The sequence below is a fragment of the Marinomonas mediterranea MMB-1 genome, assembly GCF_000192865.1.
Classification (GTDB): Bacteria; Pseudomonadota; Gammaproteobacteria; order Pseudomonadales; family Marinomonadaceae; genus Marinomonas; species Marinomonas mediterranea.
This window is the reverse complement of record NC_015276.1, coordinates 1886790-1901279: the sequence shown is the minus strand read 5'-3', so window position 1 is coordinate 1901279 and position 14490 is coordinate 1886790. Positions and strand designations below refer to the sequence as shown.

The following is a 14490-nucleotide window of genomic DNA, read 5'->3' as shown; positions in this document are numbered from 1 at the left end:
CACTGTTGGCAGAGCCAATCGAAGCCTTTTTATTTTATTGAAAACCACACTCTTAACGGAGCGGCCATCAAACCCTTGGCTCTTGTTGAGTCGTACAATGAATGCCTCCGCCTCCCGCCGCTATAGCGTCGATGTTGATCTGGATAACATCTCGTTCAGGAAACGCTTTTTGAAGTTGGCGTTTTGCTGCGGCATCCGTTCGTGGATCACCAAATTCAGGAGCAATCACCGCACCATTACAAACGTAGTAATTGATGTAACCTGCAGCAAAATCGTCACTAGCATACTCTTCACGGATCCTTGTCGGTGCTTCTAATGTAATAATCTCCAGTTTGCGACCTTTTGCATCCGTCGCTTTACGTAGGATTTCCAAATGCCGCTTGGTAACAGCGTGATCAAACGAATAAGGATCTGGATCGTATCCCACCACAACCACCCCAGGACGAGCGAAACGAGCATAAAAATCAGTGTGCCCATCAGTAATGTCTTTGCCTTTAATGCCGGGCAACCAAATGATCTTGTTCAATCCAAGTAAACGCTTCAGTTCTTGTTCGCATTCACGCTTGCTTACACCGGGGTTGCGATTTTCATTGAGCACACAACTCTCTGTTATGATGGCCGTTCCGTGTCCATCGACCTCAATCCCGCCGCCTTCAAGAACTAAATCCGTCAGGATACGAGGCACATCAGCGTTTCTCGCAACAAACGCAGCGACCTTTGCGTCATGTTCATAATCTTGCTTATCGCCCCAGCCGTTAAAATTAAAATCAACGGCGGCCTTGTCGCCACTCTTTGTGACGACGAAAACAGGCCCTGAATCACGAATCCATAAATCATCAAGAGGACTAACGATGAGATCAACCTTGTTCCCCATTAATCGTCGAGCCAGTGCCAAGTCTGATTGACGAACCAACATTGAGACAGGCTCATACTGAGCAATGCTCAAAGCAATGGTCGCCAAGTTACGTTGAACCTCAAACAAAAGCTCGTGGCCCCAAATATCTCGACTCGCTCCAAAAGCCATCCATGTACGCAGGTGCGGATCACTTTCATCTGGCATAACCCAAATTTCTTCACCCTTGGACACAGCAAAAGCCCCTTTCGCTCCTCCAAGTACAGTGGATGCTGCTAAAAAGCTAAGTGATTTAATGACTGTGCGTCGAGTGGCCACGGTGTTTATCTCCTCAAGAATAAGACAAAGAATAATCGCCCAATGTTAAGCATCAGTTTACACAAGGTAGATTACGATGGACATGAGCATGATTGTCACAAGACGGTAGCCCGCTTGGATGAGTAACAGCGCCTTCCCCCAGCCACAAAACAAATTATCCGAAAGCAACGCGGGAAAAATAATCAGAAAAACCAACACAAAACCTAAAATTACTGCCTCTGTCACACTTGAAATGTCGAGATTTTCAGAAAGAAAAGATACACCGAAAGCACTAAGAATACAGGCAACGATACTGCCTATCATGGGTAAAGTTTGATTGCCTATATTTTCTGGCGTTTTACCGATGCTGGCCATCCATCTAGGGCCGAATGCTATTGGACTGTACCACAAAGCACCTAAAATCATCCCTGTTACAGAAGCTGCTAATATATCTATTATTTGAACGGACAATAATTCCATAGAGCAACACCTCATTTTACAGTGAACAGAAATCCGAAAATTTAAGAGTAATACAGTAACGCAGCTACTGCGATTATCAACAAACAATCGACTCAAAACGGGACATTAAACCTTGATAGCTCGCCCCATTTGCACAAGAGAACAGCCTAGTAACTACAACGATGCCAGTGTATGAGTAAATAAGCTCCTTACGCCATTCACAAGCATTTGAACCGCCATCATCAGGAGTAACATTCCCATCAAGCGCTCAAGAGCGGCAAGGCCTTTTTCTTTTAAAAGTCGATTTAACAAAGGAGCCATCGCTAAGATGGCGACAGAAATACCCCATGCAGCGACCACGGCTATTAATAGATTATTGGTACTTTCAGGATAGCTTTTAACCATCACCAATAACGTCGCTAAGGTAGAAGGTCCCGCTAACATCGGTATGGAAATAGGAACAATAAAGGGTTCCATCGCAGGACCTGAATCGGGTTTAGCAACGCTTGGAAAAATCATTTTCAGCGCAATCACGAAGAGCACAACACCGCCTGCAATGGAGATCGATTCTGTTTCCAGATGAAGCAGTTTTAAAAACTCAGCGCCGAAAAACAGAAAAAACATCAAGATTGCCAACCCGACAAAGCCATCTCGAATAACAATCTGTACTTGGCGTTTTTGGGGAACACCTTTCATAACCGAAAGCAATATTGGAATATTGCCAAAAGGGTCGATAACAAACAAAAACAGCAGCGCGGCAGATAAAATCGAAAAATCAGAAATCATGTTATGAAACTAAACGTGTCGTTAAAAAAGGGCGAGCATTATATGTATATACAAGTAACAAGTGAAGCTTGAAATAAGGTCGTAATGAGCAAGTCCGTCTGCTCATTAAAGACGTTCAGCAACACCTACCCTTGTTGAGCGAGCTTTACTAAGGTTTCAAGCGATTGCTTAAGCGCTTCAAGGTCATCCCCTTGAGGAACGGCTTTCTTTGCGCAGTCATTAACTGCAACAGCGTAATCCGTTACCAACTTTGAACCGGGGTATCGACTATTGAGGTTATTTACCAGTGACGCTTTATACGCATCTACCTGCTTCTGCATTGCGTCCGCTTTGCCTTGATCGCCATTGTTAAACGCCAATAAACCCGGAGAAACGACCGTTTTTTGAATAAATTGGTCGTACGCTACTAGTCCTTTTTTAACCGTTGCCAGGTCTTGGTCGTCATAAAGATCAGCTGCACCATCGACCTTATGTTCAACGAAATCAATAACGCCTTGGCACCCTTGCATCTCATTTATATTTGGTTGAGCAGCAAGTAGTAACGGTGAAGCGAAACTCGCCAACAAAAAAGCAGCGATTTTTGGTGTGTTCAGCATATTTGATTATTCCCTAATTCAGATTGTTGTTCTTCGTATGTCATTATTTAACACCTAGCTCTTTTATACCTAGCTCTTTTGCGCCTAGACGTATGAGCAACCTGCAAATCGATCAGACGTATATTAAACCAGAGATGAGGGTAAAGATAACAGATAATACGAAAACATGTTCAATAAATACTCATTCTAAGAGGGAGCTTGGTACGACGTCACGAGCGAAGCCAGGATAAGGCAAAAATAGACAAAGAAGCCGACACTTACATGAACGTAAATGCTAGGCCGACGCAGAGGTCTAACACCGCTTTTATGCGTTATTGAAGCACACAGTAATCATGCAGAGTTTCTATAAGCAGGAAAATGAGGAGCAGCCATCGACCTTTCAACAGTGCCCTCATTACAGGCATTCTAAAAATAATCTTGTTTATCAAGATAGGCTTGTTTGATGTGTTCAATCAATAAGCGTAACTTTTGAGGTAAGTACTTCGAATACGGGTAAATAGCATAAACTCCAAGCTGTCGGGGCTGGTAGTCAGTTAAAATTGCCGTTAATTTCCCTGCGACCAAATCCTCATACACGCAGCAACGAGGCACATAAACAATGCCAAAGCCAGCTAACGCGGCTTTCCTCAGCGCTTGCGCATTATTCGTCGCGATACTTCCCGAAATTCGAACGGTTAATTCTTCTCCTTGATGGGTAAAACGCCAATCATATGACCCTTTCGCCTGATACGTGTATGCAAGACAATTATGCGTCTTAAGGTCATCCGGTGTCTCAGGTTCACCATACTTGTTTATATAGTCTGGTGAACAGCACACAATCCAATTGGATTGAATGAGAGGCTTAGCAATGAGGCTAGAGTCTTCGAGAATTCCCGTCCTAATGGCCAAATCAAGCCCCTCTTCGATCAGGTTCGCAAAGCCATTGTCTAATCTCATATCAACTGAAATATCAGGGTGTTGATGACAAAACTCAGCAATCGCTTCAGACAATAACAGCTCGCCAGAAATCGTAGGCACCGACATTTTTATCGTCCCCGACAACCCGCGGCTGGCGTTAGAAACCGACGCGACCGCATCATTTACCTGCTCTTCGATGTTTTTCGCGTGCACATATAGACTTTCTCCGGCTTCTGTCAGACTCAAACGTCGAGTCGTCCGGTGAATAAGTTGAGCGCCTAGACTTTTCTCCAGTTTACTTATTTTCTTGCTGAGCGACGGTGTTGAAATACCCGCAACCTCAGCAGCCTTATTAAACGATCCTGTATCGGCAACATACGCAAACAGCGTTAAATCTGAAGCATTCATTTTATTACGTCGTTTTTGGAAATAGTTTTTTAGTTTATGTCATATTTATTAAGACTAGAAACCCTTTTATCCTAGAAAAATGAAAAACAACTCGGTTTTCGACCTAGGAATGATAATGAGACTAACAGACTGCCATAATTTTCAGGATTTTCGCGAGTTAGCAAAAAAACGATTACCCAGCCCTATTTTCAATTATATTGACGGCGGGTCCGATGACGAAAGTACATACCGCAGAAACACCAGTGCGTTTGAGACGTGTGATTTAGTGCCTAACGTGCTGACAGGAGTGAAAGACGTTGATCTGTCGGTAACCGTTATGGGTCAAAAACTCGATATGCCAGTTTATTGCTCACCCACGGCGTTGCAGCGACTTTTCCATCATCAAGGCGAACGCGCGGTTGCCGCAGCAGCCGAAAAGTACGGCACCATGTTTGGTGTGTCGTCTCTTGGGACAGTCAGCATGGAAGACATTGCTAAACAAGTGGACACCCCTCAGGTATACCAGTTCTACTTTCACAAAGACCGAGGCTTAAATCGCGTCATGATGGAGCGTGCCAAAGCGTCTGGTATTCAAGTAATGATGCTCACGGTCGATTCCATCACAGGGGGCAATAGAGAGCGCGATTTACGCACTGGGTTCTCGATTCCATTTCGCCTGACGTTAAATGGCATGCTGCAATTCGCCATAAAACCAATGTGGGGCATCAATTACGTCACTCACGAAAAGTTTAGTCTGCCGCAACTCGCCGAGCACATCGATATGGACGGCGGAGCAACCTCAATTGGCGATTACTTTACCAACATGCTGGACCCTTCAATGAACTGGGATGATGTCGCTGAAATGGTGAAATTTTGGGATGGTCAGTTCTGCTTGAAAGGCATAATGAGCCGAGAAGACGCACGACGAGCCGTTGATATAGGCTGTACCGGAATCGTCATTTCTAATCATGGTGGGCGTCAACTAGACGGCTCTCGAAGCTCTTTTGATCAACTTGAAGAAATCGTTGACGAAGTAGGAGATGAAATAGACGTTATTCTCGACAGTGGCGTCCAGCGCGGGACGCACGTTCTTAAGGCGCTGTCGCTGGGTGCTAAAGCTGTTGGGATTGGCCGGATGTATCTTTATCCGCTTGCGGCGGCGGGCCAACCCGGCGTAGAAAGAGCGTTGGGGCTCATGCGTTCGGAACTAGAGCGCGATATGAAACTGATGGGAAAAACCTCAGTGGATCAACTAACGCGTGCGAACCTCAGATTTCGCTAGCAACCTTTCTTCTATTCTTAAAATCACCTATCTTTAGACTGTCTATCTTTAGATAGTCTATCTTTTAGAACATTGTAGGCGTACACAAGGACACGCCTATGATTTCAGCAATAACCGATCTGTTTGCTATAAAAACATGACCATAATGTTTATAGTGATATACACATGGATATAAATAGGCGACAAGATGATTTTTAATAAATTTAAAGTCTCTCAAGTTCTAATGTTAGGCGTCGTGAATGTTCTGCTTTTATTGGTTGTAAACGACCAAATAACAGAAACGTTAGAACGAGCGTATTTGGACTTTAAAAAACAAGAAACACAAAATGCCGCCTACATGAGCAAAGCGTTTATTGAACGAACAATAGAAGAAGGCGAACAACTTGGCACACCTCAAATGGAGCTTGAGAATCAAGTCATCGACTATTTATCAAAATCTCACTTTAAAGACCTGTATGTATGGGCAAATGATGACTTAGCCGTTGCCCGAGTTCACGTAAAACCTGAGGTAATTGGCTCGTTTCAGAGATCCTATATTCGTCATACAAAAGCGCTTGAAGGCAAGGATATTATTTTTGAGACACTGGACAACATTAACCCCGTCACGGAAAACATTGAACAGAAGGTGAACGCGATTGTATTCATCGATAAATGGGGCTGGATTATTGGCTATGGCAGTTATTTATACGAAAGTGATATCTCGAAGCTCAAAAACTCGATTATGATTTGGGTTGGCTTACTTATTGTCTTGCTGGACTTGGTATCGTTAGCACTTATTTTCAAACTCTCTATTCGAAACCCAAAGTCGGTACTCTGAGATCGGCATAGGTTTGGCAAAATACCACCCTTGACCAAGCGCATTTGGGAGCTTCCCTAGTAAACGCGCCCTTTGCTCTTCCGTCTCTATACCCTCGTAGACAACACGAGCACTTTGCATCCCACTCAACATCGAAACAATGCCTTCAAAAGCAAAACCTTTAGGCGATTGATCGCCATTGGCTTGAGTAAACATCTTATCGATTTTAACTTCGTTGGGGTTTAATAGCGTCAACCAAGAAAGGTTCGAATGGCCTGTACCAAAATCATCTAATGACAACTTAACACCTAATTCATGAAACGACGCACACGACTGGATAAGCGATCGCTCAGGTGTGGAACTGCGTTCTGTTAGCTCTAATATCACTTGATCATAGCCAAACTCGTACTTCTTTACCTCCAACATTAGAAACTCTAAAAATCTCTTATCTGTTAATACTGAGGCAGACACATTAATTGATACGGTGAAGTTCGTGTCAGACGTCAAACGATCCTCAAGCTCCATAAACGCTTTTGAGACAACTACCTTTGTGAGGTCTAAGATATATTCTTGAGTTTCGCAGAACGGAATAAAAATATCAGGTGGAACTTGCCCGCACCTGCGACTCTCCCATCGCGCAAGCACCTCTACACCCGATAACGCTTCATTGTCTAAATGAAACAAAGGCTGGTAAACATTGTAGATTTTTTCTCGCTTTATCGCCCACTTAATGTCAGATGCCAACCCACGTGCACCTGAACGTAAAAGGACAAAAAAGTAAAATAGAAGAGAGCCAAATAAAGCGCTAAATGAGCCAAATGATAAGACAAAGGTCTCAGATGCGCGAAAAATACCTAAGTCTGTATCGATCGAAGTAAGGCATACATCCACATAAACGCTACAGCGAGAAATGGCCAACTTTTTCCCCCTAACCGGTAAATAGTCGCTCAGAGCATTCTGGTGATCTATTTCGTCTGTAAAGCTTCGCCTATCAACATCACCAAAATATAGATAGACTGCGCCTTCCCTGCTATGAATGATTGAGCCAATGCTGTTTTTAAGTGTATTTTGACTACTAAGGTCTCGGATAAATGATTTTGATGTAAAAAACACTAAATCGTTTTTCACAAAAGCAAAATTGCTATAAAGCACTTTATTTCTTTCCGCATCGAACGTTTTAACTCGAATTTGGTCCGTTCCATTCGTTAAAACATCAGGGACTTCTAACCCTCGTTGCCTTCCTGTCATTAGTGAGCAGTTTAACTTACCCTCACTCACACGTCCGATATCACCGATAAAGTAATACTGCTTTAGAATGTCGCTTTTCACAAACAGTTCGCTGCGAGTGCAGGGGGTAGCACCGGAATCTTGCAACTTTTTTGCGCCGCGTTTCACTTGAAACGCCAAGCGCTCGAGCTTTTCAAAATTAAGCTCTGAATGTTTCTCTAGCTCAGGAAAGTCGTAACGAATGATAGCGAAATGCACCACGATAAACGCGAAACATACGAAAAAAACCAAAAAAGAGAGATAGCCTAGCATGCTCCCTTTTCTCTTTTCATTCTTCGCTATAAACGCAATGATATTGTTTTCACTTGGCATACGAACATCACGGTCACTTTGCTCAATTTAGGTCAGACAAGGGCAATTTACAAAACCATCAGTCAGATTTATAGACTGTTTACGCTCGTGAATTTTGAACGGCATTCAACGAAAAGACGCTCAATTTAGTAATTTATAAAACACCGTTAACGCGCTGACACTTTCTTTAATATTCAACTAAATCCAATGCCCAAACAAGTAAGTAAATGTTGGTTAAAGAGATTAATTGTAAATATTCTGCCAATGATCAGCCGCATTAGTTCATATGAACTAATGCGTTATGAACCTTACTTTTTAAATGCTTAGGAAAAACCTTGCTCACCGACACGTCGTCGCATTGCTGAAAAGTACGGAAGTCCATCATAGACTGCGAGAATGCTGCTAAGAACCGATCGTAATCAATGCCGTCCAGCTCTAGAAACAAGACTTTAATTTCCAGATGCTTCGTCTTTCGATGTACCTTACAGTCCATCCGTCCCATGAAGCGGTCTTGGTACAATAACGGCAAACAGAAGTACCCGTATTGGCGCTTCGCCTCTGGAACATAACATTCAATTTGATAGTCAAATTGAAAAACGCCTTGTAAACGGTCTCGTTGAATCACCACAGGGTCAAACGGCGAAAGTATCTGAACTCTATCAAGCACTCTTGGTGCTCGTTGGTCAAAGGCACCTGCACCAACAACAAACTCCATGCCATTTGGTAAAACGTATTTTTCCAACGTCTTATCGTGTGTTTTCGTTTCGATGATCGCCTTCATAGCCTTTCGTAATTCGGGGTTACGACGAAGGTAAGTCGCACTCTTCAATGAAGCCATTCCTTGGCTTCTGAGCTGTTGATCCAACAGATGTTCGGCAAATTCATCAACACTGGGTGGCGTTTTATCCACCCAGTCGGGAAGAACTCTTTCTGTCAAATCGTACACTTTTTGAAAGCCATCGCGGCGACTCACCATTAAATCGCCTTCCATATAAAGCTGCTCTAGAGCTTTTTTAGCCGGTTTCCAGTCCCACCATCCTGCACCATTTTTCTTCTGATCTGCCTCAATGTCACGGGAACGAATGGGGCCATCAAGGCGAATTCGTTCAACTAATTCCCCAATCAGTTTACGATCAGGCTGTTTATACCAATGAGTTTGTCCGTTCTTTATTGCGTTTTTATAGGGAAGTGAAAAACGAAAATCATCAATGGGTAGGAAAGCCGCAGCGTGTGACCAGTATTCAAAAATTTCGTTTTCAGAGAGTAAACGATTAAGCATCTCTGCATTAAAATTCGGTACTCTGGAAAAAAGCACATGGTTATGTGCTCGTTCTACAACGGAGATCGAGTCTATTTGTAAGTAACCAAGGTGATTAATCGCATTGGATGCGCCACTCAGCCCACGACCAAACGGCTGAGTGTGCAGTAACCCTTGCGATGTTAAAACGAGCCGCCGAAGACGTTGGCTGTCTCTCTTGCTCCATTTTTCACTTACTTTGCTACCTACTTTTTTAGTTACGTTTTGACTTAAAACAGGATTCGCCATTCCTCAAGTTTGCTCTAAGAATGCGGCAGATGCAAACCCATCTAAGTGTCCATCTCCTTCCAAATCAATGGATGCCCAGCCTTCCTTTATCTCTTTTACATAGACAATCTGGCCGCGGCTCATCCCTCCAATAATATCGAAACCAGTACCTGGGCCTTCTCTAAGACGCAAGCCGCTTCGCGCAATAACACGATAGCGCGATTCGTTTTTCCCTGCCCCCAACGCTTGGCTTTCATCGTCCTCTATCGTAAAACTTCCAAAATCACTCACCTCTGGATTGACCACATCATAGTCAAAGCTCAAACCAAATTGAGAGACAGCTGGCGCTTGTTGGCACAGGTTGTACACTCCAGCGGCAAACGCTTGCTTGGTTCCTCTAAAACCACGTGACATAGACAGCCAAATAAACTCAACTAACCCTTTTTCCGTGAGACTATTACTGACGAGCCCTGAACCATACACACCAATTTTGTACTGAGGCTCATCGCCACTGACGGTGTCAAATCCCTCTTTAATTCCTTTGAAATACGGTATGATATTCGCTTCGATCTCCTCATGACTTGCGTCGAAATCGACAGCGAAATAGATGGCAGATCCTTCAGGCTGACCAATATCGTCTCTCGCATAGCTGAACGCACGTTTCCCTGCCGCAACCCCCTTTTGAAAGCTAAAACACGAGACCTTGTTTTGCAGCTGTTGAAATACAACCGCAAGCTTCATACCGTTCGCACAAATATGCTGAGCTTCTGCCAGTTCAAGCCGTTTTTCTGGCAAAGTTCTAGAATTACTAAAATTGTAATATCGAATAATGGTGGTGATACCTAACGAAGATAACTTAGCCAACTTATCCGACGTATTCCATGGTGTATCGATAATATTCATTTGAAACTCTCCATCACAACTCTCTTTCCCACTATCGTCCATCGGAAACAATTCCGATCCCTTACTTACCATAGTCAATATTTGGTTCGTTAGAGGGCATTAGCAATAAAATATCATTACTTTAAAAAATGATTCCCACAGACAATGACGTGGTTTCATAAGATTTGTGATGGTGTTCTGTACTTTCCTTCAAACCAGTATTTTAGTCGACCAAGCCGTTTTAATTGCTACTAGACAAGCATCATTAGACACAAAATTAGAGTCAATTGTACGAATCGCTTCTTATGCGTCCTATGCTTTAGAACCAATGAATATGAGACTTGGTCCAATTAGCGCAACAAAGAAAGCTCTTAAACTCGCAGACTGGAATATTCAACAAGTAGAATTAGCAGAAATTAACGAAGCATTAGCAGGTCAATCTACAATTGTAATCAAGGAACTTGGCATCGACGAATGTATCGTTAACGCTAATGGAGGCGGCATTGCACTCTGTACGTTGACAGGGTCTGTATGTCGAATAGTGGTATCGTTAATTCACGAAATGTATCGGAGACAGACAAAAAAGGCGATACAATGATGTATCGCCTTTTTGAGTCGAACTGTCTATTCTCGTTTAAGCCTTGGTAGGTAAGGGTTAAAGCTTAGTATGCAGACCACATTCGCGACCAAATTGAGCTTTAGTCGGGTCAAAATAATGATCTGGTGTAGGCAGACCATTTTCTTCTAGATACGTCATCATGTCAGCTTCTTTCCAATGCAAGACTGGCGCAACTTTAACAACACCATTAGGCCCTGTTTCTACAACACTCATGTCTTTACGGAATTCAGTTTGCTCACTGCGAACCGCCGTCAACCAAATATCAGGCGCTTGATCTGCCATCGCACGGCGGAAAGGCTCAAGTTTAAATTGTTCGGTAAACTCAGCATGCGCTTCGTCGTCAACACTTGGGATACCTCCAAGAGCGGCGTCGCGTCGAGCTGCACTCACCTTTGGCGTGTAAACTTCAAGGTTCAGGTTTAGTTTTTCTATAATTTCTTCTGCTACTTTATACGTATCACGAACGTTGTAGCCCGAATCAATCCAGATAACTGGGATGTTAGGATTAACTTGAGTCGCCATGTGCAAGATAACCGCTTCATGAGGGCCAAAGTTTGTCGTAACAATCGGCTTGTTCGCCTGTCCTAGTGCCCACTCAATAATTGCTTGAGGGGTTGCACCTTCTAATTCTGCGTTTGCTTTTTCAATATCGATCATAATGACACTCCATCTTTAATGGGAGCATACTAAAAGTTTGTATCTACAAATACAAATCCGTTAAGGCGTTATTTAAAGACTTAATTTGAATAAGAAAATTCGAATCGATTGTATGAGCTTTGCCTTGAAAGAGCGCTTAGAAAAGGCGCCTTAGTTTGTGAGCATAGAACACAAAAAATTAATCAAAGCCTCTGACCTTATGATACTGATTCATTTTCGTAATATTGTGCTTTACCTTCGAACGATTATGTTTCGCATCCGAAAGCTCTGCGCTCACTTTTTGACGCTCTAATTCAACAATAGACTCCGCTCTTCGGATATTTTGGGCAAACTGAAGCAGAAGCGAATGATTGGCTTTCAACTGATCAGTACTCAATGCTCGAAAATCAAACTGTCTAATATATTGGTCTAATTCAAGTATTGATTTAACGTCGCTCTGCTCAATCATTGTATGCAACGCATCATTGAGCCGTTCAATAGAGTTTGAATCAAACTCTATTTTTTTACCTACTAACTTTTTTTCGTCGACATTAGGGTGGCTAGTCAAAACTACGAACTCAATGAACTTAAGCTTTCAAGCAACGCAGTACCACTATTATTTAGGCTTGCTAACAGCACATCTAAGTTAGAAAACTTTTCCGTTAATTGCTCTTCGTATTGATCCATTCGATATTCGAAATTTTCCAAATCTTCCTCTGTGTCGTCTGCTGCCTCTTGTGCCGCATCACTTAAATCCTTCATTAAACCACTGGATCCCGTATAACTGTCCAAGTATTCGTCCATGATGTTCGCTAGCCCATCGTCGCCAGTGAACAAGGTGACGACATCGTCATAGCTGTCTTCCATCGCCTCACTAAAAGCCGTCGAGTCGAGTGACAACGTACCATCGTCATCCATTTCAATTCCAATATCAAAGATTGACGTTAAGTCACCAGCATCCAAAAACGTCGTCATCAAATCCGCATTTAATTGACTTTCCAGGCCTCGCACTAAGCTACTGCCATTTAGAATAGCATCCGTATCTGTGTAAGAATCGAACGTAGACATTAACGAGTTGTAAGATGATACAAAACTCTCTAAGGTTTCCTGAACTGAATCTGTATCGTAATCAATGACTGACGTAGCGGTTTCGAGCTCCCCATCAGAGTCTTCCTCTGAGACAGCCAGCGCCTTAATAGTAAGACCTGACACTGCGTCTTCGAACGAATTAGTATCGCTATTGATAGTAATACCATCAACATTGATAATGGCATCTTGTGCCCCTTCTCCCGACGCAATAGACAACCCCGCGCTCCCTGTACCTGTCGCAACAGACGAAACACTGTCTAACGACTCATCGGTATTGGTAACGACAAGATCATTACCATCGCCGGTCACATCAGAACTTAGCGTTAAGAAAACGTTTCCGTTGCCATCATCGACAAGGTTCGCCGATACACCAAAATTCTCATCCGCGTCATTAATTTGCTCTCTCAATTCAGCAAGTGTCGTCCCTGCTTCCACTGTCACAGTAAAGGTTTCGTCCCCTGCGGTGAAAGTCAAATCTCCACCTGTAGACGATACAACATCATCACTAGAAGAGAACAGTCCATCTGCAGAGACACTTCGGCTTCCCTGAGCAAGCTGAGAAACAGAAATGTTATACGCACCATTCGATGCATCTTCATCGGCGGTCACCGAAACAATGTCACCAGAATCTGGCTGCGTAGTAGTGGCCGTTCTTCCAGTAAACAGCTCTTCATCATTCAACGTTTCTACAGAATCTTGAAACGTCTCTAGGGCTGATTTGATCGCCCCGTATGCAGACACTTGAGATTCATAGTCGCTAATTCTGTCTTCGTAAGCGTCCACTTTAGTATCTCTTTGAACACTGACCATGTTTTCTAACAAGGTTTGTAGGTCTAAACCTGAACCTACGCCCAATGATGATACTGTCATATTAATCTCTCCTACTGGCCACACTCGATTGTCAATTCACACCCGTATGACACGCATGAATCCATACTATTATTATCGGCCAGCATGGAAAGTGCTCAAGACCGCACTCTGTAAGCGTATTGAAAAACTATTGACACTTTATTGTCAGCTTTTCGAAAAGAAACGATAGGTGAGAAAAAGCAGACCTATAAAGGCGTATTAAAGACGACATTCTGCTTAAAATTCGGAGACGACAAAGATTAAGGAAGGTACGAATAAGTCTTATGAGCTTCAGTCTTATCAGAGAAACAGCTTATTAAGGCGAGAGTGAGCAGGAATGTTAATACCTTTCAATCACTCTTAACGAAGATAGGCTGTTTCTCTGAAAGACCCAAAGGAGGCCTACATGGATGTAGGTCATTAGGGCAACGCAGGAGCAGTTGCCGAGCGAGGGCTAAGCTTTCTTTAATTCTTTGTTAACTTTCTTGCCAATATGCTCAATATTGGACAGCGACATTTGTCTCCAGACACTTGCCTCGAATAAAGAAGCGTTATCCACACGCTGAAGCCAGTGGACTTGTTCATACCTTCCTCAAATAGAGTGAAGAAATAGAAAGTATGTTGAAAAAAGTAAAAAAAGGATTCGAAATTTGATACTTGAATACACTCAAGCACCAAACTTCAGATAAAAGACATAACAGAATAACTTAATGTGTTTTGAGATAGTCTATGACATTCTGAACATCGGGAAGCACGGTAATTTGGTCGTCGCTAAGCTCTGAGATTAAGGCATTTAACTTGATGGAAAACGCCTCAGACTGCGCTTTCCACTGGATCGTCTCAAGCTGTACCTGCTCAAGCGACATATCGTCAGTGATTGGCACGCCACTGTTTTTTAGCATTTCTTTAAAGTCAACTTCGTCGACTAAATCAACAATCATCATAATCTTATTTCTCTA

General features: G+C 43.0%; 15 protein-coding genes. 3 read left to right on the top strand and 12 right to left on the bottom strand.

Going from position 1 to position 14490, the window contains the following annotated elements; all coding sequences use genetic code 11:
• Positions 1-67: 67 nt before the first annotated feature.
• From MARME_RS08660 to MARME_RS08640, 5 genes are all read right to left on the bottom strand, one after another.
• Positions 68-1171: an agmatine deiminase family protein gene (locus MARME_RS08660; RefSeq protein ID WP_013660875.1), complete on the bottom strand. Its 1104-nt coding sequence runs from the start codon at positions 1169-1171 to the stop codon at positions 68-70.
• Between the two features lie 57 nt (positions 1172-1228).
• Positions 1229-1630: a DUF1761 domain-containing protein gene (locus MARME_RS08655; RefSeq protein WP_013660874.1), complete on the bottom strand. Its 402-nt coding sequence runs from the start codon at positions 1628-1630 to the stop codon at positions 1229-1231.
• Between the two features lie 153 nt (positions 1631-1783).
• Positions 1784-2395 (bottom strand): MarC family protein, encoded by a 612-nt coding sequence (locus tag MARME_RS08650; protein ID WP_013660873.1) that lies wholly within the window; start codon positions 2393-2395, stop codon positions 1784-1786.
• Positions 2396-2520: 125 nt separating this feature from the next.
• Positions 2521-2991, bottom strand: a complete 471-nt coding sequence (locus MARME_RS08645; RefSeq protein WP_013660872.1) for a hypothetical protein — start codon at positions 2989-2991, stop codon at positions 2521-2523.
• Positions 2992-3396: 405 nt separating this feature from the next.
• The gene (locus tag MARME_RS08640; RefSeq protein WP_013660871.1) at positions 3397-4296 is read right to left on the bottom strand and encodes a LysR family transcriptional regulator; all 900 of its coding nucleotides are present in this window, start codon (positions 4294-4296) and stop codon (positions 3397-3399) included.
• A gap of 115 nt (positions 4297-4411) precedes the next feature.
• Between MARME_RS08640 and MARME_RS08635 the strand changes: the two genes are divergently transcribed.
• Positions 4412-5557, top strand: coding sequence for an alpha-hydroxy acid oxidase (locus MARME_RS08635; RefSeq protein ID WP_013660870.1), 1146 nt, complete (start codon positions 4412-4414; stop codon positions 5555-5557).
• A 187-nt stretch (positions 5558-5744) separates the two neighbouring features.
• The gene (locus tag MARME_RS08630) at positions 5745-6374 is read left to right on the top strand and encodes a cache domain-containing protein (protein WP_013660869.1); all 630 of its coding nucleotides are present in this window, start codon (positions 5745-5747) and stop codon (positions 6372-6374) included.
• On the opposite strand, the gene MARME_RS08625 is transcribed toward MARME_RS08630, so the two are convergent.
• From MARME_RS08625 to MARME_RS08615, 3 genes are all read right to left on the bottom strand, one after another.
• Positions 6324-7892: an EAL domain-containing protein gene (locus MARME_RS08625; RefSeq protein ID WP_013660868.1), complete on the bottom strand. Its 1569-nt coding sequence runs from the start codon at positions 7890-7892 to the stop codon at positions 6324-6326. The two genes, MARME_RS08630 and MARME_RS08625, sit on opposite strands and share 51 nt — an antisense overlap.
• A 316-nt stretch (positions 7893-8208) precedes the next feature.
• Positions 8209-9477 (bottom strand): winged helix-turn-helix domain-containing protein, encoded by a 1269-nt coding sequence (locus tag MARME_RS08620; protein WP_013660867.1) that lies wholly within the window; start codon positions 9475-9477, stop codon positions 8209-8211.
• 3 nt (positions 9478-9480) lie between these two features.
• Positions 9481-10359 carry a glycoside hydrolase domain-containing protein gene (locus MARME_RS08615; protein WP_190273426.1) on the bottom strand — a complete coding sequence of 293 codons (879 nt, stop codon included), beginning with the start codon at positions 10357-10359 and terminating at the stop codon, positions 9481-9483.
• A gap of 169 nt (positions 10360-10528) precedes the next feature.
• Between MARME_RS08615 and MARME_RS08610 the strand changes: the two genes are divergently transcribed.
• Positions 10529-10936, top strand: coding sequence for an acetyl-CoA C-acetyltransferase (locus MARME_RS08610; protein WP_041647834.1), 408 nt, complete (start codon positions 10529-10531; stop codon positions 10934-10936).
• 57 nt (positions 10937-10993) lie between these two features.
• Here MARME_RS08610 and MARME_RS08605 read toward each other — a convergent pair whose 3' ends face one another.
• From MARME_RS08605 to MARME_RS08590, 4 genes are all read right to left on the bottom strand, one after another.
• A complete protein-coding gene (locus MARME_RS08605) occupies positions 10994-11614 on the bottom strand; it encodes a phosphoadenosine phosphosulfate reductase domain-containing protein (protein WP_013660865.1) in 621 nt (206 codons plus the stop codon).
• Between the two features lie 178 nt (positions 11615-11792).
• Positions 11793-12161: a hypothetical protein gene (locus MARME_RS08600; protein ID WP_013660864.1), complete on the bottom strand. Its 369-nt coding sequence runs from the start codon at positions 12159-12161 to the stop codon at positions 11793-11795.
• 2 nt (positions 12162-12163) lie between these two features.
• Positions 12164-13552, bottom strand: coding sequence for a flagellar filament capping protein FliD (gene fliD / locus MARME_RS08595; protein ID WP_013660863.1), 1389 nt, complete (start codon positions 13550-13552; stop codon positions 12164-12166).
• A 686-nt stretch (positions 13553-14238) separates the two neighbouring features.
• The gene (locus MARME_RS08590) at positions 14239-14475 is read right to left on the bottom strand and encodes a hypothetical protein (protein ID WP_013660862.1); all 237 of its coding nucleotides are present in this window, start codon (positions 14473-14475) and stop codon (positions 14239-14241) included.
• Positions 14476-14490: the final 15 nt, after the last annotated feature.